The organism is Rhizobium beringeri (assembly GCF_004306515.1).
Lineage (GTDB): Bacteria > Pseudomonadota > Alphaproteobacteria > Rhizobiales > Rhizobiaceae > Rhizobium > Rhizobium beringeri.
Map to the genome: position 1 here is coordinate 181,156 of NZ_SILG01000005.1, position 17,745 is coordinate 198,900.

General features: G+C 59.2%; 16 protein-coding genes and 2 pseudogenes. 5 read left to right on the forward strand and 13 right to left on the reverse strand.

The window, feature by feature from the left end:
* The first annotated feature begins 199 nt into the window (after positions 1–199).
* The 4 genes from traA to ELH03_RS33650 are packed head-to-tail and all read left to right on the forward strand — an operon-like array spanning position 200 to position 5,873.
* On the forward strand, positions 200–3,526 hold the full coding sequence (gene traA / locus ELH03_RS33635) for a Ti-type conjugative transfer relaxase TraA (RefSeq protein WP_130806924.1): 3,327 nt from the start codon (positions 200–202) through the stop codon (positions 3,524–3,526).
* Positions 3,523–4,086 carry a conjugative transfer signal peptidase TraF gene (gene traF, locus ELH03_RS33640; RefSeq protein ID WP_130714114.1) on the forward strand — a complete coding sequence of 188 codons (564 nt, stop codon included), beginning with the start codon at positions 3,523–3,525 and terminating at the stop codon, positions 4,084–4,086. The genes traA and traF overlap by 4 nt, the downstream gene beginning before the upstream one ends.
* The gene (locus ELH03_RS33645) at positions 4,076–5,239 is read left to right on the forward strand and encodes a conjugal transfer protein TraB (RefSeq protein ID WP_130729903.1); all 1,164 of its coding nucleotides are present in this window, start codon (positions 4,076–4,078) and stop codon (positions 5,237–5,239) included. The genes traF and ELH03_RS33645 overlap by 11 nt, the downstream gene beginning before the upstream one ends.
* Before the next feature lie 16 nt (positions 5,240–5,255).
* A complete protein-coding gene (locus ELH03_RS33650) occupies positions 5,256–5,873 on the forward strand; it encodes a TraH family protein (RefSeq protein ID WP_130654292.1) in 618 nt (205 codons plus the stop codon).
* 102 nt (positions 5,874–5,975) lie between these two features.
* On the opposite strand, the pseudogene ELH03_RS33655 reads toward ELH03_RS33650, so the two are convergent.
* The 4 genes and pseudogenes from ELH03_RS33655 to ELH03_RS33670 form a co-directional block, all read right to left on the reverse strand.
* Positions 5,976–6,842: pseudogene (locus tag ELH03_RS33655) on the reverse strand (nucleotidyl transferase AbiEii/AbiGii toxin family protein).
* Entirely contained in the window at positions 6,835–7,452 is a 618-nt protein-coding gene (locus ELH03_RS33660) for a type IV toxin-antitoxin system AbiEi family antitoxin domain-containing protein (RefSeq protein ID WP_130654291.1), read from the reverse strand. Before ELH03_RS33660 ends, ELH03_RS33655 begins: the two are co-directional and overlap by 8 nt.
* Positions 7,453–7,545: 93 nt before the next feature.
* Positions 7,546–7,974 (reverse strand): annotated as a pseudogene (locus ELH03_RS38280) (DUF433 domain-containing protein); the annotation flags it as partial.
* Between the two features lie 102 nt (positions 7,975–8,076).
* The gene (locus tag ELH03_RS33670) at positions 8,077–8,319 is read right to left on the reverse strand and encodes a helix-turn-helix domain-containing protein (RefSeq protein ID WP_130654290.1); all 243 of its coding nucleotides are present in this window, start codon (positions 8,317–8,319) and stop codon (positions 8,077–8,079) included.
* 222 nt (positions 8,320–8,541) lie between these two features.
* Here ELH03_RS33670 and ELH03_RS33675 point away from each other — a divergent pair, with 222 nt between their 5' ends.
* Positions 8,542–8,865 (forward strand): transcriptional repressor TraM, encoded by a 324-nt coding sequence (locus ELH03_RS33675; protein ID WP_130654289.1) that lies wholly within the window; start codon positions 8,542–8,544, stop codon positions 8,863–8,865.
* A gap of 3 nt (positions 8,866–8,868) precedes the next feature.
* Here the strand turns inward: ELH03_RS33675 and ELH03_RS33680 are convergent, their stop codons facing one another.
* The 9 genes from ELH03_RS33680 to ELH03_RS33720 all read right to left on the reverse strand — a co-directional run bounded on the left by ELH03_RS33680 (position 8,869) and on the right by ELH03_RS33720 (position 17,739).
* Positions 8,869–9,573: an autoinducer binding domain-containing protein gene (locus tag ELH03_RS33680; RefSeq protein WP_130654288.1), complete on the reverse strand. Its 705-nt coding sequence runs from the start codon at positions 9,571–9,573 to the stop codon at positions 8,869–8,871.
* A gap of 311 nt (positions 9,574–9,884) precedes the next feature.
* Positions 9,885–11,183, reverse strand: coding sequence for an IncP-type conjugal transfer protein TrbI (trbI, locus tag ELH03_RS33685; RefSeq protein WP_130654287.1), 1,299 nt, complete (start codon positions 11,181–11,183; stop codon positions 9,885–9,887).
* Between the two features lie 11 nt (positions 11,184–11,194).
* Positions 11,195–11,635: a conjugal transfer protein TrbH gene (trbH, locus tag ELH03_RS33690; RefSeq protein ID WP_130654286.1), complete on the reverse strand. Its 441-nt coding sequence runs from the start codon at positions 11,633–11,635 to the stop codon at positions 11,195–11,197.
* 3 nt (positions 11,636–11,638) lie between these two features.
* The gene (gene trbG / locus ELH03_RS33695; RefSeq protein WP_130654285.1) at positions 11,639–12,451 is read right to left on the reverse strand and encodes a P-type conjugative transfer protein TrbG; all 813 of its coding nucleotides are present in this window, start codon (positions 12,449–12,451) and stop codon (positions 11,639–11,641) included.
* A 17-nt stretch (positions 12,452–12,468) separates the two neighbouring features.
* Positions 12,469–13,131 carry a conjugal transfer protein TrbF gene (locus ELH03_RS33700; protein WP_130654284.1) on the reverse strand — a complete coding sequence of 221 codons (663 nt, stop codon included), beginning with the start codon at positions 13,129–13,131 and terminating at the stop codon, positions 12,469–12,471.
* 20 nt (positions 13,132–13,151) lie between these two features.
* Positions 13,152–14,339, reverse strand: coding sequence for a P-type conjugative transfer protein TrbL (gene trbL, locus ELH03_RS33705; RefSeq protein WP_130654283.1), 1,188 nt, complete (start codon positions 14,337–14,339; stop codon positions 13,152–13,154).
* Positions 14,340–14,343: 4 nt separating this feature from the next.
* Complete coding sequence (gene trbK / locus ELH03_RS33710) at positions 14,344–14,520, reverse strand: entry exclusion protein TrbK (protein WP_130654282.1); 177 nt, start codon at positions 14,518–14,520, stop codon at positions 14,344–14,346.
* Entirely contained in the window at positions 14,514–15,311 is a 798-nt protein-coding gene (trbJ, locus tag ELH03_RS33715; protein WP_130654281.1) for a P-type conjugative transfer protein TrbJ, read from the reverse strand. The genes trbK and trbJ overlap by 7 nt, the downstream gene beginning before the upstream one ends.
* The gene (locus ELH03_RS33720) at positions 15,289–17,739 is read right to left on the reverse strand and encodes a conjugal transfer protein TrbE (protein ID WP_130806925.1); all 2,451 of its coding nucleotides are present in this window, start codon (positions 17,737–17,739) and stop codon (positions 15,289–15,291) included. Before ELH03_RS33720 ends, trbJ begins: the two co-directional genes overlap by 23 nt.
* Between the last annotated feature and the right edge of the window lie 6 nt (positions 17,740–17,745).

Here is a 17,745-nt window from a genome sequence, read left to right on the forward strand (position 1 = left end):
AGAGTGCGGAACGCACTACTGTGAATCCTACAATCGCCAACGGCGATGCTTTGGTGGATCATCCCGGCCGTTCCGAAGGAGCGGATCCGAAGGGCGCAATTATACGTCGCTGGCGCGACGTGTTGCTGAGAGTGCCTGGTGGGGCCGCCGCTTCCGACAAACCCTTTGATTTCGTTCGCAACCGGGAGAGAACTCCGCCGTGGCCGTCCCTCACTTCTCCGTCAGCGTCGTCGCCCGTGGCTCAGGCCGCAGCGCCGTCCTGTCGGCGGCCTACCGGCATTGCGCCAAGATGGAGTTCGAGCGGGAAGCCCGGACGATCGACTACACGCGAAAGCAGGGGCTCCTGCATGAGGAGTTCGTGATCCCTGCCGACGCGCCGGAATGGGTGCGCAGCATGATTGCCGATCGCTCGGTCGCCGGCGCATCCGAGGCCTTCTGGAACAAAGTGGAGGGCTTCGAGAAGCGATCCGACGCGCAGCTCGCCAAGGACGTCACCATAGCCCTGCCGCTCGAGTTGACGGCCGAGCAGAACATCGCGCTCATGCGCGACTTTGTGGCGGGGCACATCACCGCGCAGGGCATGGTCGCGGACTGGGTCTATCACGACGCCCCCGGCAACCCGCATGTGCATCTGATGACGACATTGCGGCCGCTCATCGAGGATGGCTTCGGTTCGAAGAAGGTTGCGATTCTGGGACCGGACGGCAAGCCGATCCGCAATGACGCCGGCAAGATCGTCTATGAGCTTTGGGCTGGAAGCACGGAGGATTTCAACGCGTTCCGCGACGGCTGGTTTGCCTGCCAGAACAAACATCTGGCGCTTGCCGGCCTCGATATCCGCATCGATGGCCGTTCCTTCGAAAAGCAGGGTATCGACCTCGAGCCAACCATTCACCTCGGCGTCGGCGCCAAAGCCATCGAGCGCAAGGCCGAGCAATCCGACCACAAGTCGGAGACCTCGACCCCCAAACTCGAACGCATCGAGCTTCAGGAGGAGCGCCGCAGCGAGAACGCCCGCCGCATCCAGCGCCGTCCGGAGATCGTGCTCGACCTGATTACGCGGGAGAAGAGCGTCTTCGACGAACGCGATGTTGCGAAGGTGTTGTATCGCTATATCGACGATGTCGCTCTGTTCCAAAGTCTGATGGTCCGCATTCTGCAAAGTCCGGAAGCGCTCCGCCTCGAACGCGAGCGGATCAACTTTGCGACAGGTATTCGGACACCCACGAAGTACACCACGCGCGAGATGATCCGTATTGAAGCCGAGATGGCCAATCACGCGATCTGGCTCTCCGCTCGCGCCTCCCATGGCGTCCGTGAGGCGGTGCTGCACGCGACCTTTGCGCGCCATTCCCGTCTGTCGGATGAGCAGCGAACTGCGATCGAGCATGTCGCCGGGGCCACGCGGATTGCCGCTATCATCGGCCGCGCCGGCGCCGGCAAGACAACGATGATGAAGGCTGCGCGTGAGGCGTGGGAAACGGCCGGCTATCGTGTGGTCGGCGGAGCATTGGCGGGCAAAGCCGCCGAAGGTTTGGAGAAGGAAGCTGGCATCGTCTCCCGCACGCTGTCGTCGTGGGAGCTTCGCTGGAACCAGGGTCGCAACCGGCTCGACGACAAGACTGTTATCGTACTCGACGAGGCCGGCATGGTGTCGTCACGGCAGATGGCGCTATTGGTCGAAGCCGTAACCAAGGCCGGCGCCAAACTCGTCCTTGTCGGCGATCCGGAACAGCTTCAACCGATCGAAGCGGGCGCCGCCTTCCGTGCGATCGCCGATCGCATCGGCTATGCCGAACTCGAGACGATCTATCGTCAGCGCCAGCAATGGATGCGCGACGCCTCGCTCGATCTCGCTCGTGGCAATGTCCGCAAGGCTGTCGATGCCTACACCGCTCATGGTCGAATGATTGGTTTGAGACTGAAGGACGAGGCCGTCGAAAGCCTGATCGCAGCTTGGGACCGGGACTACGACCCTTCGAAGACCAGCCTGATCCTCGCACACCTTCGCCGCGACGTCCGAATGCTCAATGATATGGCGCGCGCCAAGCTGGTCGAACGCGGCGTCGTCGCGGACGGATTTGCGTTCAAGACAGAGGACGGAACTCGCATGTTCGCGACCGGCGACCAGATCGTGTTCCTCAAGAACGAGGGCAGCCTTGGCGTCAAGAACGGCATGCTCGCAAGGGTGCTTGAAGCCGCATCTGGCCGGATTGTTGCGGAGATTGGTGACGGCGAGCACCGCCGCCAGGTCACGGTCGAGCAGCGCTTCTACAACAATCTCGATCACGGCTATGCGACGACGATCCACAAGAGCCAGGGCGCGACCGTCGACCGTGTGAAGGTGCTTGCTTCCCTTTCATTGGACAGGCATCTCACCTATGTGGCCATGACGCGCCATCGTGAGGATCTCGCCGTCTACTACGGCAGTCGCTCCTTCGCGAAATCCGGCGGCCTCATTCCGATCCTGTCGCGCCGGAACGCCAAGGAAACCAGCCTCGATTACCAGAAGAGCGCTCTCTATCGCCAGGCGTTGCGCTTTGCCGAGGCCCGCGGCCTGCAGCTCATGAACGTCGCCCGCACGATCGCACACGATCGCCTCCAATGGGCCGTCCGGCAAAAACAGAAACTCGCCGACCTCGGCGCCCGTCTGGCCGCAATCGGTGCGGCACTCGGACTGGTCCGCGGCAGCAACAAACACTCCATCCGGGACACAATCAAGGAGGCCAAGCCCATGGTGTCAGGCATCACCACCTTCCCCAAATCGCTCGACCAGGCTGTTGAGGGTAAGCTCGCCGCCGATCCCAGCCTCAAGAAACAATGGGAGGACGTCTCGACCCGCTTCCATCTCGTCTACGCCCAGCCGGAAGCGGCCTTCAAGGCAATCAATGTCGACGCCATGCTCACGGACCAGTCGGTGGCGCAGTCCACCCTGGCAAGGATTGCCGGCGAGCCAGAGAGCTTTGGCGCGCTCAAGGGCAAGACCGGTCTTCTCGCGAGCCGTGGCGACAAGCAGGACCGGGAAAAAGCGCTCGCCAATGTACCGGCGCTCGCCCGAAATCTTGAACGCTACCTTCGTGAGCGGGCCGAGGCCGAATTCAAACATGAGACGGAGGAGCGCGCGGTCCGGCTCAAGGTTTCGGTCGACATCCCGGCGCTCTCTCCAGCCGCTAAGCAAACGCTCGAACGCGTGCGCGATGCGATCGATCGCAACGATCTCCCGGCTGGTCTCGAATACGCGCTCGCGGACAAAATGGTGAAAGCAGAACTCGAAGGTTTCGCCAAGGCGGTTTCCGAACGTTTCGGGGAACGGACCTTCCTGCCACTGGCGGCGAAAGACACTGATGGCAAGACCTTCGAGACCGTCACGGCAGGCATGACGGCCGGCCAGAAGGCCGAGGTCCGGAACGCCTGGGACGCCATGCGGGCGGTTCAGCAAATGGCTGCTCATGAACGAACGACCGAAGCGCTGAAGCAGGCCGAGACGCTGCGGCAAACTAGGAGCCAAGGACTCTCGCTGAAATGACCGAGGCTGCAACCCGCCGGTCGATGACCACGCAGCAACGACGAGGCATTGTGGTTCTGTCGATGGCGGCGGTCGCCGCCATCCTGCTGGTGGTGACTGCCGTCGCCGGCGGCTACCGCATCAATCTGACGCCAAGCGAACCGCTCGGCCTGTGGCGCATCGTTCCTCTCTATCGTCCGCTGGCTATTGATGACCTGGTGTTCATCTGCCCACCGGAAACGGCGGAAATGGTGAAGGCACGAGCGCGTGGCTATCTCCGTTCTGGCTCCTGTCCGGGCGGCGTCGCGCCGTTGATCAAGACAGTGATCGCTGTCGCAGGACAACATGTCGAAATCGGCGCCAGCGTAAACGTGGACGGCCGGGAAGTTTCCTCTTCCAGTCTTGCCCAACGCGATGGAAAAGGCCGGCCGTTGACGCCCTTTCCCAGCGGCATCGTACCGCCAGGATATGTCTTCTTGCTTTCCGCATTCCCCGGCTCCTATGACTCCCGATATTTTGGTCCGGTGCCCGCCTCCGGTATTCTCGGGCTGGCGCAGGAGGTCCTCACCTATGCGCCGTGAATATCTTCGGGCGACGGCGCTGATATTCACTTCTATCGCGATCGGCGTGGTGGGCTGGGGCGGCCATATGTTGCTCCTTCCTATCGCGCTTGGGTTTCCGGTTCTTTGGTCGATCGCGCGAACGAGATCAGTGGCGGCACTTGTCTCCGCCGGATATTTCCTGGCCGCATCACGTGGTTTGCCGCAAGGCGTGGCCGCCTTTTACTCGTCGGATATCTGGCCGGGCCTCTTGCTCTGGCTGGGTGCGTCTATGAGTTTCGTTGCTGTGCATTCGGCCCTCTGGACGAAGAATAGCGGAGCTCGTCCGCTTCGCTATCTCCTAGCGGCCATCATCATGTCCGTCCCGCCGTTCGGTATCACGGGTTGGGCGCATCCTGTCACGGCGGCGGGTGTTCTGTTCCCAGGATGGGGATGGTGGGGATTTGGCTTCATGACAGCCGGCCTTGCGGGCCTCGTAACCCGCATTTGGCCAGCTGTCGCCATCGCCTTTGCGGGCCTTTGGCTGTGGTCCGCCGCGATCTGGACCGATCCGAAACTACCGGAAGGCTGGCGCGGCGTCGATCTGGAATTGGGCGCTTCGCTCGGCCGTGAGGCCGGTCTTCACCGCCACCGTGACATGATCGCAACGGTCCGGAACGCGGCCAGCGATGGCGCACGCTTTGTGGTGCTGCCGGAAGCTGCGCTCGGTTTCTGGACACCGACCGTGGCGCAGCTTTGGACGAGCGCGTCCGGCGATACCGATGCGACGGTCATCGCCGGCGCCACGGTGCTCGATGGCACCGGCTACGACAATGTCCTCGTCGCGGTCGACAGGAAGGGCGGAATCATCCTCTATCGCGAACGCATGCCGGTTCCCGGCTCGATGTGGCAGCCGTGGCGATCCTTGCTCGGGGAGAGTGGCGGCGCCAGGGCAGATTTTTTTGCGAACCCGGTCGTCGCGATCGGTGCCAGCCGGGCAGCACCGCTGATCTGCTACGAGCAACTGATCGTTTGGCCGATCCTCCAGTCTATGCTCCACGATCCCGATCTCGTCGTTGCCGTCGGAAACGGATGGTGGACCGAAGGGACGTCGATCGTCGCCATTCAGCGCGCCGCTACCACGGCATGGGCAAAGCTCTTCGCAAAACCGCTCGTTATTGCCTTCAACACCTGACAGCGCAGGAGACACTATGCTCGACGCCGCCCTGATAAAAGAATGCGCAGACCCTTCCCTCAAGCCCGCGCTCATCGAGCAGTTCGTGATGGCAGCGGGCACGGATGATCCCCTCGCCGTTACGGTCAAATCGGGCGGCCGATTGATCCTCGTTCCGAAAGCCAGAACGGCGGACGAGGCAATGGCGATCGTCCGGCAATTTGCTGGTCAGGCCGTCGTTCGCGTCGGCCTGACGCAGTTTCCCGCTGGGATTGGAGCCAAGGAAGCGACCGATTTAAAGCCAGGTTTGGTCGACTCCTGCCAGAACCTTCGCAAAGGCACGGCGATGTTCGGCAAGGTCCTTAGGATCGTTGCGAAATGGTATGGCAACCCCACGAGCAAAGACGTGTTCCCGCAGATTTTCGATGATGCGATTTACGCATGGAAGACTGGTGAGTTCGAGGGCGTAAGCGTGTTTCAGGCGGAGGATCCAGGCATACCCATCGAAGCGCCGCAGAAAAGCGATGAGACCCGTCCGGCCGGGTCAATGGATGTCGAGGAAGCGACGCCGAAAGACGTACAGCCAGAGACGGTACAGGATGTTGGACGCGCCGGGATGCGGATCGATCTTTCCCGCATCAGTGGTCAGCAATAGCGTTGAGTTTATCTTGCATTCGCGGAGCATCTTCCGGCCAAGCCAGAATTTAGCGCGGCTCCAAAGCATGAAATTAATGTGAGACAGATTGCGACCAAGCACTCATTTGTCCAGCCTAGCAGCCGCAACCGCGTGCGGCATCAGGAATGTGGCAATCTCCGCGATGACGTCTGTCAGATCGCCAGGATTGTGTGCAACACCTTCAACGAAAGCGCGCCATGCCGCTGTTTTTGCTGGTCGTTGGCAAAGGCGTCCGTTAGGGCGTCGGGTCTGTCGGTGGGGATCGGTGTCTCGCGGCGCTCAAAGGTAGCGGCTATTGCGCGCGCCAGCCGATCATTGCTGAAGTCGAAAGACCTGCTGAGGATCCAGATGTCGTAGAAATCCTTCATGCGGCTGTTTACTCGCCCCAACATTACCATTGCCTGGAACTTCTCGGCAATGACCGTTTCCCGCGCATAGGCCCGGAACCGCGGCATCGGAAAATCGAGCATGGAAGGATAATCCAGGATCTCCACTCCAGGCTCAAGCGCATCGCCAAACCCGATGTCGATCGTCAGGTTGATCCGGGCTCCACTGATTGTAGCGATCACCCGCAGCCTGAGCCCACCATAGTCCAGTGCCTCGCGAATGCGATCCACATGCAGCGTATCGGGATCGAACGTGACGCCATCGTCGGCCTCTTGCGCCAGAATTTCCCGAAATGTCTCAAGCATCGGGTCCGGACTCGGATCACCGAAACCCAAAAGATCGAGGTCGCGCGTGCCTCGGTGCGGGTCGTCGAACCAACTCATCATCAACATCGCCCCTTTTAGAACGAAGCGATTGGCGTGGGGCGACTGACTGAGCCGGAACAATAACCGTTCAAGAGCGAAACGCGTCAGAACCAGATCGAAGCTTTGCCCGCTTGCCTTGGCGAGTTGCAACAGGCGCGCGCACCGAGGCGCTGACGTTTCTGATTTCTTTAGCCATTGGCGGTCAGCGCCTCGAGATACGGCCGGATCACCGATCCGGCGCCACCGCGTTCGGCCTGGTTGGCGATTTCGCCAGGAGTAGCCCTTCGTTGCCGCAACGCCTCCTGCAGCCCTTCTATCGCTACCGAAAGGCCGATCTTGTTTCGATAGCGAAAGCAATCGGCAATTGTCTTGGCAATTCCAAAGACCCTCACAGGAACGCCTTCAATGACATGGGTTTCGACGTTTTCGTTGAGAAGGCTGTCTGCGAAACGCACGATGCGCATAGCGGGGCCGTCCAGTTTCGGAGCCCAGTCCTTACGGCCTATGGCAAGCCAGATTTGTCCGGGGAGCTGATCTGTCAAGCCGTGGAACGCCAATGCCGAAACGAGGCAGACAACGCCTTTGGGTGCGTGTTTGGCAACCTCCGCCAGGCTGTGGTTGACGTCGAGCTGCGCATCAGGAAGTTGATAAAGACCGCGGGCAAGCCGCAGCACTTCACCATCTCGTTCCATTCGGCTCATGGTGGCAGCCGTCACACCTGCGTTCCGCAGTTCCACCAAACGTGCTATTCCGCGCTCAGTTAGCACGGTCCGGGCGATCTGGCGTTGCGTGAAGGGACCGGGCATTGATATAAAAGCTCGGAAAGTTGGATCTATTATCCTAGGATTTGTATCACAATCCCTGAGGTGGAGAACGCCCTCGCTCTTGGAATTTCATCCAGCGATTGTTCGGACTGGGACGCGCATACCTTTGCCTTTGAAAACCGGCTCGCCGCCAACTAACCTTTCACGCAGTGGATGATCTAGTCCGGTCCAGAGCACTTCGCCGCGCGCGGCCAAGTGCTCCCTCGCTCTCGCGACGTCGATGATCAGATAGTCGTCCGCTCTAACAGTTTCTTCTGCATGGGGGTCCTGGTCAATGATACGAACAAACGCTTGCGACGCTCTGCCGACAGGATCGAACCGACACCGTACGAGAGTTTCAACGAAGCAGATCTTCGTCTGCCAGCGCTCGGGCGGAACTGCGCGACAGTCGGGTTGAGAGGATGCGCTTGTCGATGGCATTTTGTGTACAGCCTTCACAGCGATCTCGCTGACGGCTTCGGCTTCGGCAGCCATACATTCACGAAGAGCGTTGCTAATAATCATTCCTTTTAGAGAGAGTATATACGAGGAGCGAACAGTCTCAATCCCGCCGGCTTGCGAAGACGATTCTCGCTGTCCCAGGCCGGAGGTGTTGCTACAACAAGGTTATGCACCTGCTTTCGCACCAACTTGGGTCTCACCAATTGGTCGAACTAATTCGACGTGGCTGACATCTAAGGCTTGAGCCAGTTCATAAAGCGTAATTACAGTTGGGTTGCGACGACCTCGCTCCAGGCTACTAAGATATTGCTGACTGAATCCGGAACGCGCCTCGACCTCTTCCTGTGTCAGGCCTTTCTCCCGACGCAGGCGGGCAAAATTCGAGCCGACCAGTTTGCGCATGTCCATGCGCCGAAAGATCGCCGTTTACACACTTTGAGTTTATCAACTAAAGTATGTAAAAGCCTTTCCTATAAATGCCCGCCAATGCGGGGCGGGTAATGGGTTAGGGTCGATCTAAGCATCAGCGCTTTGCCTGCAACCCAGAGATTTCGGACGTAACCGTGCCGGATTTGATGTAGGCGAACCTTCGGGCCACTTGGTGAGAAAATGAAAGTTTGGGAGAAGCGGGTGAACAAAGCGAGCTCATCCGATGCAAATGGTCAAGAAAACGAAAGAGAATCGCGCTTCAGCTCGATGCAACAGCCGGAGCTGGAGGCGTTGGCTGTCTCGGCAATTCTCGAACACCGCCGCCTGATTGCCGCCGACGAAGCTGTCTACGAGGAATGGACTCGCGCGAGCGGCGATCCGTCCGTTTCCGGTGCCGTACTAAAAAGTCTGCAGGATGAGTACGTCGCGCGTCAGAACAAATCTGAGGCCCAGCAGGAGGTGCTGTCGGAAATCATCGATGCGCTTGGTTACATCCCTGAAGTTGCCCCAGATGGCGAAGAATGACGCTCATACCAGACCGTGGTCTTTGGCGATCGCGACAAGTTGCGGAACGGTCGCTGCGTCGAGCTTTTCGCGCGCCTTATCAAGGTAGTGCTGCACTGTCCTCGGGTTGATCCCCGTCAGCATTGCGGTTTCCGGAGCGCTTTTGCCCTTTGCCGCCCACATGAGGCACATTGCTTCTCTTGGTGAAAGCAACCGTTTCGGAGCGACAATCGTCTTCGCAGCTATGATTTTCAGGCGGTAATGGATCGCCAGTACCGCCTGGATCGCTTTTTGCGCATCCTGCAGCTTTTTAACGTCAGCCGTCTGAGCTGAGGATGCAAACGTCAGCATCATCGTCGACCCGAAACTTCCTTCGACGGGTATAGTCACCCCACTCCGAATGCCGTAATCGATCGCCTGGTCCCGAAAACGCCTGATTTCGGAATTTCCACGAGCGGGCCAATCGTCGGCCGTCCAGGAAAACATTTCCATGCGGCGCTTGGCTTCAGTAACGACCGGGTCGATGCGGGAGTACTGGCTTTCGAGATAAACGCCCTGCCATTCCTCCGGATAGGAGTTGAATGTGCGGATTTCCAACCCCTCAGTCTGCAGATAAGCAAAACGGTCGCAGCCACATGCGTGCGCGAAGGTCTTCAGAGCACTTTTGATCATACGTTCATCATGCGCGGCTTCTGTCATATCGATGAGAGAGCGAAGGTCACCGTCCACTAACTTTTCTCCTTTTACGACGGTGCAAGCCTCCCACTCGTCGCGCCGTTCTGACGCCACGAGGTACCGGTTGCCACCGTTCGGCTAGCCGGAGCCACATGGGACATTGGACGATACGGCAGTTGCTTCTACGCGAAGCAGATCCACGTTCGTTGCATCGCCTAGGTCTATTCACCTCTCCCGAGTATTCAACTCTTTCTGATCTAAAGACGATGATCTTTGTAGAGAATTTTAGTCACACCTGCGCCGCCACGCGGAATGACCTTGCGACGTTCAGCGAAGTATCGAAAATCTGAGGGTCCTTTACCTAGTTAGCGGCCGATATGCACAGACGGAAAAGCAATATCTTGATCGACCAGGACGTTGAACTTGTAGCCCGGTCGGATGTGAATCGTCGACTGAACGTTCAGATTCTTCGAGATCGACTCTTCCGCTACCCGGCCGAATGATTCGGCAAAATTACGTCGTGCTGCATCCGAGGCCGTGTCCTGCGTAGCGAGCGTCGAACTCTCAGGCATCGACATATCGATACCCGTCCCGATGATTGCCACCAGCGCCGCCGAACCGAAAGTCCTCCAGAGATGGCGGTCGACCTTATCCTTGAAGCCCCCATATCCTTCCGCGTCCGTGCCAGCCATGCCGCCGATCTGCAGGGTAGACCCATTCGGGAAAATGAGGTCCGTCCAGACGACGAGAACCCGTTCCTGGCCGAAGGACACCTTGGAATCGTAGCGACCGAACAGCTTTGCACCCTGCGGGATGAGAAGGCGGTAGCCGGTCGCGCTGTCGAAGACATTTTGGCTGACCTGAGCGGTAATGCGCCCTGGCAAATCTGAATTGAGGCCGGTGATCAAGGTGGCGGGAATGACCGAGCCGCGTTTCAATTCGTAAGGGGAAATCTGCGGCACGACCTGGTTTGGCAAGTAGCCGAGATCCTTGATATCCTGATTGAAAAAATCCTCTTTCGAGGTCTGCCCGTTCTGATCGAAGTTCTGTCCCATCAGGCCGGATTTCATGGCGGCGGCATAAAGGTCTGATGCACTGTTTGCTGCGACATTTGTCGGCTGACGGCTGGTGTCATTGGTGGAGATTGCAGTCTTCTCGACATCGGAAATGTCAACCTTCAGCGGCGAATCGAGCGCCGTGGCACGAGCCTGAAGGCGGGCCATGCGTTGGCGCTGCGCCTCGCGCATATATTGTTCATCCTGCTCTCGCTTCAGGCGAGCCTTCCACTCCTCCTCGGATTCAAGCATTCGCCGACGGTCTGGTCGCTCAATTGGTTGGCGCTCAGTGACCGGTTCCTGCTTCTCCGTTCTTTCCACTACGACAGGTGTCGGCTGGAACACCTCCTGTTTTTCCGGCTCACCGATAATGCCATCGGTGACGCCCCGCTTGAGTTGATCCCCGAAACTCGTTGCCGGATTGTTAGAAGCATCGTCCATGTTTCCACGATTGAAAGATAGTCCGCGCAGTGACAGACCAATCACAACAACGCCGATAAAAACCACGACGACAATAATTGCTATGATGATCGGCAAGCGGTTGAGCCGGCGCATGCCATTCTGTTCGTCTGCTTGGCTGGACGTGCCGAGTTGGAGCGACTGGGCCATGTTAGTCTCCGTCAGTTGCGCTGCATGATCGAAAGCGGACTGGTCGGCGCTGCGCCGGCCGCGGTCGGCGTATAAGCTCGGCTCAGAGCGATTGACGAGGTTGAGACCCGTGCCAGAATTTGTCCGTCGAAGCCCTCGATCGCATAAGCAAGCTCGACGGGCTTAGCGTCCTTAGCGACCTTGCCGTCCGTGACGACCCTATAGCCCCATCCTTTCAGGGCTGCTTCGAGGGCAGTCGCGAATTCCGACTTATCGTTTTCCATTGCAATCGTGGTCGTACCGCCAGCCGGGCCGATCTGCTCAGCCAAGCGGCTTGCCATGTCGCCGGCGATGGCGCTCGCAGCCGGTCCGGCGGCGGCCACAGGAGCGGAACTTGTGGGCAATGCGTCTTCCGCTGTTTGGCAACCGGAGAGCGACGTGGCCGCGATGAAGAATGCGAATAGCTTCCGCATGGTTCAGCCTCCCCGCCGGATCGTGATTTTCTGCTGCCGCCAACCGACACCGGAAACGAGGATCGCCTTGTCGATCGTATAGTCGACGGTCATCATGTCGTTCTTCATCCGGTAGTTGACGATGCGATTTTGACCGCCGGAGACGACGAAGAGCACTGGCGCGTCCTGGCCAGAGATCGACCTCGGGAACTGGATGTAGGTCTTCACCCCGTCCGAATAGACCCGTTTCGGCCTCCACGAGGCGTCGCCGCTGATTGAATAGGAAAAGTTCAGCTTGTCTGGCGCGGTGCCTGGAATGCCGCCCGTCTCGAGACGGGCGTTGATGTCGGCGAGCTTGGTCGGCACGTCTTCCGGATATTCGAAACCAATGCGCGCGATGTACTGGCTCGGATGGGACTTGAGCTGGATATGATAGGTGCGCCGCGATGTCGTCACGACCATTGAGGTGAGAAGGCCCGGCTCCGACGGTTTGACGATGAGATGGATCGCCTGTCCGCTTGTGGCCCCCGAAGTGGCCGGCTCTACCTTCCAGCGCACGGTGTCGCCGACGAGGACGTCGCGAACGATCTCGCCACCCTGAAGTTCGATGTCGCAGACCTGTAGAGGAGAGCAGACGACGGACGGCTGGGTCTCGCCGAACAGAAAAGTGACCTTTCCGTCCGGACCAGTCGTGACCAGTCCAGGCGTGCCGCGCCACTTTCTGGAAAGATTTGTTCCTTTCACCTCGTTGCTCGTCATGCTTTGCGCCTGCGCGCCCGCCGCAAGCAAGAGTCCAGCCATGCAGCCGGCGGCTGCGATCAATCCCGATTTTTTCATTGAAGGAATCCCTGCCGTTAAAGCTGTGCCGTCCAGTCGAAATCTCGGACGTAGAGGCCGATCGGATTGAGGCGGATCGTCGCCTCATCCTGTGGCGCGGTGAGCGTCACCGTTGCGATCCCGCGAAACCGACGCGTGCCGGTTTCCTTGCCCTTGCGGTCCCGCTCGTATTCCGTCCAGTCGATCTGATAGGTCTGGTTCGAAAGCGCCACGATGTTGTTGACCTCGATGGCAACTGTCGAAGACTTCGCCTTCTCGAACGGAGAATTGCCCCGAAACCAGGCGTTGACCTTCTCCGTCGACGGATCGGACGTGCGAAGAAGGGCGTAGGTGCGGTCGATGTATTGCTTCTGCACCACCGCATCCGGCGTGATCGAGCGAAAGCTTGTGACGAAGTTGCCGAGAGTGGCGCGCACCACGCGGACATCGGCATACTCGATCTGCTCGGGGAAACCTGCCGTGACTGCGGTTCCGAGCTTGTCGACCTCGACGACGTAGGGCACCAGCCTCACTTGCGTGCTCAGATACATCGCGTAGCTAAAGCCGATGACGGCCATAACCAGACCGAGGACACCAACAATGCGCCATGCGGCTGCGGCCTTCACATAGGAGCCATAGCGTTCGCTCCATTCCTGGCGAGCGGCAAGATACGGGTTTTCCGGAGCGCGGTTTGCGGCCATTTGTTCTTCCCTTGTTTCGATTATGGTTTGTCGTTGCGTTCAGGAAGAGGTTTTGGTCCGCTATGACCGCCACGCTGTTCATCGAGCTTCGCGTTGGCCAATCCAAGAATGGACCCCGCATAGGCGCCGGGAGAACCGATCGCTTTTTCCTTCGCGGCTGATCCCGCAGCCTGTGCGCCGGAAGTGAAGCTCGCGCCCACGCCGCGAAGAGCAGCACCTGCAGCGGATGAACCGCCAGCTCGTGCGGCTTGAGCCGCCGCAAACCCCGCGCCGGCAGCGCCGGCGGCGAGGAAGCCAGCACCAGCTGCGAAAGACGCCGCTTGCCCACCGTGTCGGATTGCCTCCATACCACCGGAGACGGATGCGCCCTGCACAACGCCCTGCATGATGTTCGGGACATACATCGCGATAATGAAGACAACGACGGCAATTCCAGCGATGGCGAGAGCGGTTTGAAACTGGTCACCGATATCGGGCTGGTTGGCGAGGCCGATTAGCACTTCGGAGCCGATGCGGGAGATCATGACGAGCGCCATGAGCTTCATACCGACGGAGAAAGCATAGACCAAATAGCGAATCGCAAAATCCTTGGTAAAGGACGATCCACCAAGGCCAAGCATAATCATGCCGGCAAGCAGGCCGATATACATCTCGACCATGACCGACACAAAAATCGCGGCGACAAGGGAAAACGCGATGACCGTCACGACCATCGCGAATGCGGCTGAGATTGCCAGGGCATTGTCCTCGAAGAGACCGAACTGAACCTTCTCAGACATCTTCGTTGCAACTGCGAGACCGGCGTTGAATACGTCAGCTGGCGACGCCGTCCCTCCCCCTGCGCCAATTTGGAAGAGACTATCCACGACCGCCTTGGCGAAGGTCGGTCCTTGCGCGAGCACGAACGCAAAGAACCCAACGAACAAGATCCGCCGAACCAGTTCGGCGAACCAGCTATCCAGAGAGGCGGACTGGATTGCCAGCCAGACGGCGGCAATACCGATCTCGATCGTTGCGAGGATCCAGAACAAAGATCTCGCAGCGTCCATAACGGTGGTTTCCCACCCCTTCGCTGCGGTCGTGATCTGGCTCTGGAGCGATGTCAATACTGACCCCTCTTGCGCCAGCGCCGGCTGGGCCGCGACCGCTGCGAAGGCGGCCAGGAGCATGGCGGCCTGTAGCTGACGGAGTTTCGTTGTAGCTGTCATCCTGTCACCATTCGACTTTCATCTTTTCGCCGCCAGATGTGGGGTGATCGCTCGACGAGCCGAAGAACTTCGCGCTGCGTTCCTGAGCCTCCTGCTTCTCGGAGATCAAAAACCAGATGCCGGCGCTTGCCGCGGCCACGATCGTTGCAATCGCGATGAGAGTTGCGTTCGTTCTCACCATTCCACCTTCATCTTCTCGCCGCCTGAAGTGGAAGGAGCCGTCGCACTGAAGAATTTTTCGCGCCTAGCCTGTGCCAGATCCTTGTCCGTTTGTTCCGTCTGCAGCCAGGTTCCCATCATCGTCATCTGCTCCGAGACGAGCCCGCGCAGCTTCTGCATTTGTGCGACTTGCTGGGCGGCGATCCCGTGGCCGACCTGCAGTGCCTTCATCTGTCCGTCTGCCGAATCGGACATGGAACGAAGCGACGACATCGTATCTTCCTCGCTATCGAACTGCTCGGCCGTCAGGCTCGCAGCCTTCAGTGAGCTGCCGATCGTGTCGCGGTTGGTGTCCGACCAGGACTGGTAGGTCGAGGAGAACGTCGCGTTATCAGGCAAATTCGTCTTGAGATCGGCATAGCTCTGAAAGCGCTGCTGAAGAACATCGTCGGCGTTGCCCATCGAAAAGGCGATGCCCTGTCCCTGGTCGACGATGCTGCGCAGCTGGTTGAGATCGCTTTCGACCTGACCCCAGACATGGTCAGGAAGCTGCGCAGTGTTTTGAAGCATGTTCTCGTAGATCTTCAGCTGGTTCTCGATCTGCTCTGCAAGCTGGCTGATCTGAGTCAGCTGATTGTCGACCTGGATGCCGGAGCTTTTCATGAGGTCCACGAGCTGCGCATTGTTGGCGAGCTGCGTCCATTCCGTCGCAGCGCCGGTGGCTGTACCGGCTTGCACTGAGCCTGCAGCTCCGATCGTGAGCGCGGCGGCCGCCAAGCAGGCGAGCCATCTATTTGAGTAGCGGTGCGGCATCGTGAACCCCTCTCGTTTCAAGCCAGTGGATTGGCCAGTCGTGACCATTTTCGGATTTCAGTGCGCGGATGCGTTTTAGGTCCTCCTTGCCCGATGCGCCGACAAAGCTCAGGGCGACTGGCCCAAGCGACATGTCAAAGAGCCGCCGGCCTTCCGGCGTGGCAACGTAGTACTCGCGCTTCGGAGTGGCGGTTGCGACGATTTCGATCTGCCGCTCGTTGAAGCCGATGCGCTCGTAGAATTCGCGCGTTCCCGACTCGCGAGCGGCGCCGTTCGGAAGGCAAATCTTGGTCGGGCAGGATTCCTTCAGGACGTCGATAATCCCGGACCGCTCAGCGTCCGAGATCGATTGGGTCGCAAGGACCACTGCGCAGTTGGCCTTACGCAGCACCTTCAGCCACTCGCGAATCTTGTCGCGGAATACCGGATGGCCGAGCATCAGCCAGGCCTCGTCGAGCACGATCAGGCTCGGCGACCCATCCAAGCGTTTCTCGATCCGGCGGAACAGATAGGTCAGCACCGGCACGAGATTGCGCTCGCCCATGTTCATCAACTGCTCGATCTCAAAGGTCTGAAAGGCACCGAGTGTGAGGCCATCCTCTTCCGCATCGAGGAGTTGGCCCATGGGACCATCGACGGTGTAGTGGTGCAACGCGTCCTTGATCTCGCGCAGCTGCACGCCGCTGACGAAATCCGAGAGCGAGCGACCAGAGGCGCTCGCCATCAGGCCGACTTGCCGAGATATGGCGTTACGATGATCGGGAGTGATGGTGACGCCCTGCAGGCCGACCAGCATCTCGATCCATTCCGTCGCCCAAGCCCGGTCGGCATCACTTTTGAGTTCGGAGAGTGGGCAGAAGGCCAATGCCCTCCCCTCTTCCGCATTGTCGCCGCCGATCTCATAGTGGTCGCCGCCGGCTGCGAGCGTCAGGGGCAGAAGTGAACTGCCTTTGTCAAAGGCGAAGATCTGCGCATTTTCGTAGCGACGAAACTGCGCGGCGATCAGGGCGAGCAACGTCGACTTGCCAGAACCGGTCGGACCGAAAATCAGCGTGTGGCCGACATCATCGACGTGCAGGTTCAGACGAAACGCTGTCGAGCCGCTAGCAACCTGCATCAAGGGCGGCGAATTCGGTGGGTAAAAGGGGCATGGCGCGACCGGGTTTCCGGACCAGACCGAGTTCAGCGGAATCAAGTCGGCGAGATTGCTGGTGTTGATCAGCGGCTCACGGATGTTGCAATACCAGTTGCCTGGCAAGCTGCCGAGATAGGCGTCGGTGGCGTTGAGCGTCTCGATGCGCGCCCCGAAACCTTCCGCCTGAATTAGCCGCCGGATCGCTTCGGCCTTCTCCTGCAGTGCCTCGCGATCAATGTCGAACAAAACGACGACCGGCGTGTAATAGCCATAGGCTACCAGTCGCGACGAGGCCTGCGCGATCGCATCCTGAGTCTCGACCACCATGGTCATCGCGTCCTGGTCGACGGATCGACTTTGTGTCTGGAATATCTGTTCAAAGAACGGCCGGACTTTCTGCTGCCATTTCTTGCGTGTGCTTTCGAGCTTCTGTCGGGCCTCTTCGGCATCGAGAAAGATGAAACGTGACGACCACCGATAGGTCAGAGGCATCAGATCAAGGCTGTTCAGGATACCTGGCCAGCTTTCGGCCGGCAGGCCGTCGATGGCAACCACGCCGAGGAAACGGTTCTCAACCTTCGGCGTCAGCCCGTGCTCAAGCTCGGCAGTCGCGATCCAATCGAGGTACATGGGAACATCGGGAAGCCGGATTGGGTGGCTTTCCCCGGTGGTGCAGAATCGGGCGAACTGCAGCAGCTCGTCATATCGGGCAATTCGTTCCCCTCCCCTTTCAAACGTTTCGCGGGTTTCCATTCGCCGGATCGAAAGAGAGTTGGCAAAATACTGCTCAAGCTCGCGCACTGCGTTCTTGAACACGAAGAGCACCGTGTCCGCGTAGGATTTTTTTCTGCTTTCCTCGTCCGAATAGATGTATTTGCTGAGAGCAGTCTTCTTGGACTCAAGCGGCCGGTAGGTAAGGATCAACGCATGCTTGCTCTCGAAATGTCCTTGCTCGCGCGCGAAATGCGCCCGACGCTCAGCATCGATCGCGCGGGTCACCGGGTCGGGGAAATGGCAACGGTCCTTGGATGGATAGTCGACTGTCGGAATACGGATGGCCTCGACCTGGATCATCCAGCCGCTTCCGAGCCGCGACAGAACGGCATTGATCTGCCTCGACAGCTCGTTGCGCTCGAGGTCAGTCGCGCTTTCGGAGTCCGGGCCAGCGAAGTACCAGCCGGCCATCAGGCTTCCGTCCTTCAAGAGGAGGACACCATCGTCGATCAGACCGGCATAAGGAACGAGATCGGCGAAGGAAGGGCCGGTCACGCGGAACGGTTTGAGAGCTACCATGGCCGC

Excerpts from the sequence above, each read along its gene's own strand:
- ELH03_RS33645 (WP_130729903.1), top strand. The coding sequence starts at position 4,076 with ATGCGCCGTGAATATCTTCGGGCGACGGCGCTGATATTCACTTCTATC.
- trbH (WP_130654286.1), bottom strand. The coding sequence starts at position 11,635 with ATGCGGAAGCTATTCGCATTCTTCATCGCGGCCACGTCGCTCTCCGGT.
- trbK (WP_130654282.1), bottom strand. The coding sequence starts at position 14,520 with ATGGTGAGAACGAACGCAACTCTCATCGCGATTGCAACGATCGTGGCC.
- trbJ (WP_130654281.1), bottom strand. The coding sequence starts at position 15,311 with ATGCCGCACCGCTACTCAAATAGATGGCTCGCCTGCTTGGCGGCCGCC.
- trbL (WP_130654283.1), bottom strand. The coding sequence starts at position 14,339 with ATGACAGCTACAACGAAACTCCGTCAGCTACAGGCCGCCATGCTCCTG.
- ELH03_RS33700 (WP_130654284.1), bottom strand. The coding sequence starts at position 13,131 with ATGGCCGCAAACCGCGCTCCGGAAAACCCGTATCTTGCCGCTCGCCAG.
- ELH03_RS33650 (WP_130654292.1), top strand. The coding sequence starts at position 5,256 with ATGCTCGACGCCGCCCTGATAAAAGAATGCGCAGACCCTTCCCTCAAG.
- trbI (WP_130654287.1), bottom strand. The coding sequence starts at position 11,183 with ATGGCCCAGTCGCTCCAACTCGGCACGTCCAGCCAAGCAGACGAACAG.
- ELH03_RS33660 (WP_130654291.1), bottom strand. The coding sequence starts at position 7,452 with ATGCCCGGTCCCTTCACGCAACGCCAGATCGCCCGGACCGTGCTAACT.
- traF (WP_130714114.1), top strand. The coding sequence starts at position 3,523 with ATGACCGAGGCTGCAACCCGCCGGTCGATGACCACGCAGCAACGACGA.
- trbG (WP_130654285.1), bottom strand. The coding sequence starts at position 12,451 with ATGAAAAAATCGGGATTGATCGCAGCCGCCGGCTGCATGGCTGGACTC.
- ELH03_RS33720 (WP_130806925.1), bottom strand. The coding sequence starts at position 17,739 with ATGGTAGCTCTCAAACCGTTCCGCGTGACCGGCCCTTCCTTCGCCGAT.
- ELH03_RS33670 (WP_130654290.1), bottom strand. The coding sequence starts at position 8,319 with ATGGACATGCGCAAACTGGTCGGCTCGAATTTTGCCCGCCTGCGTCGG.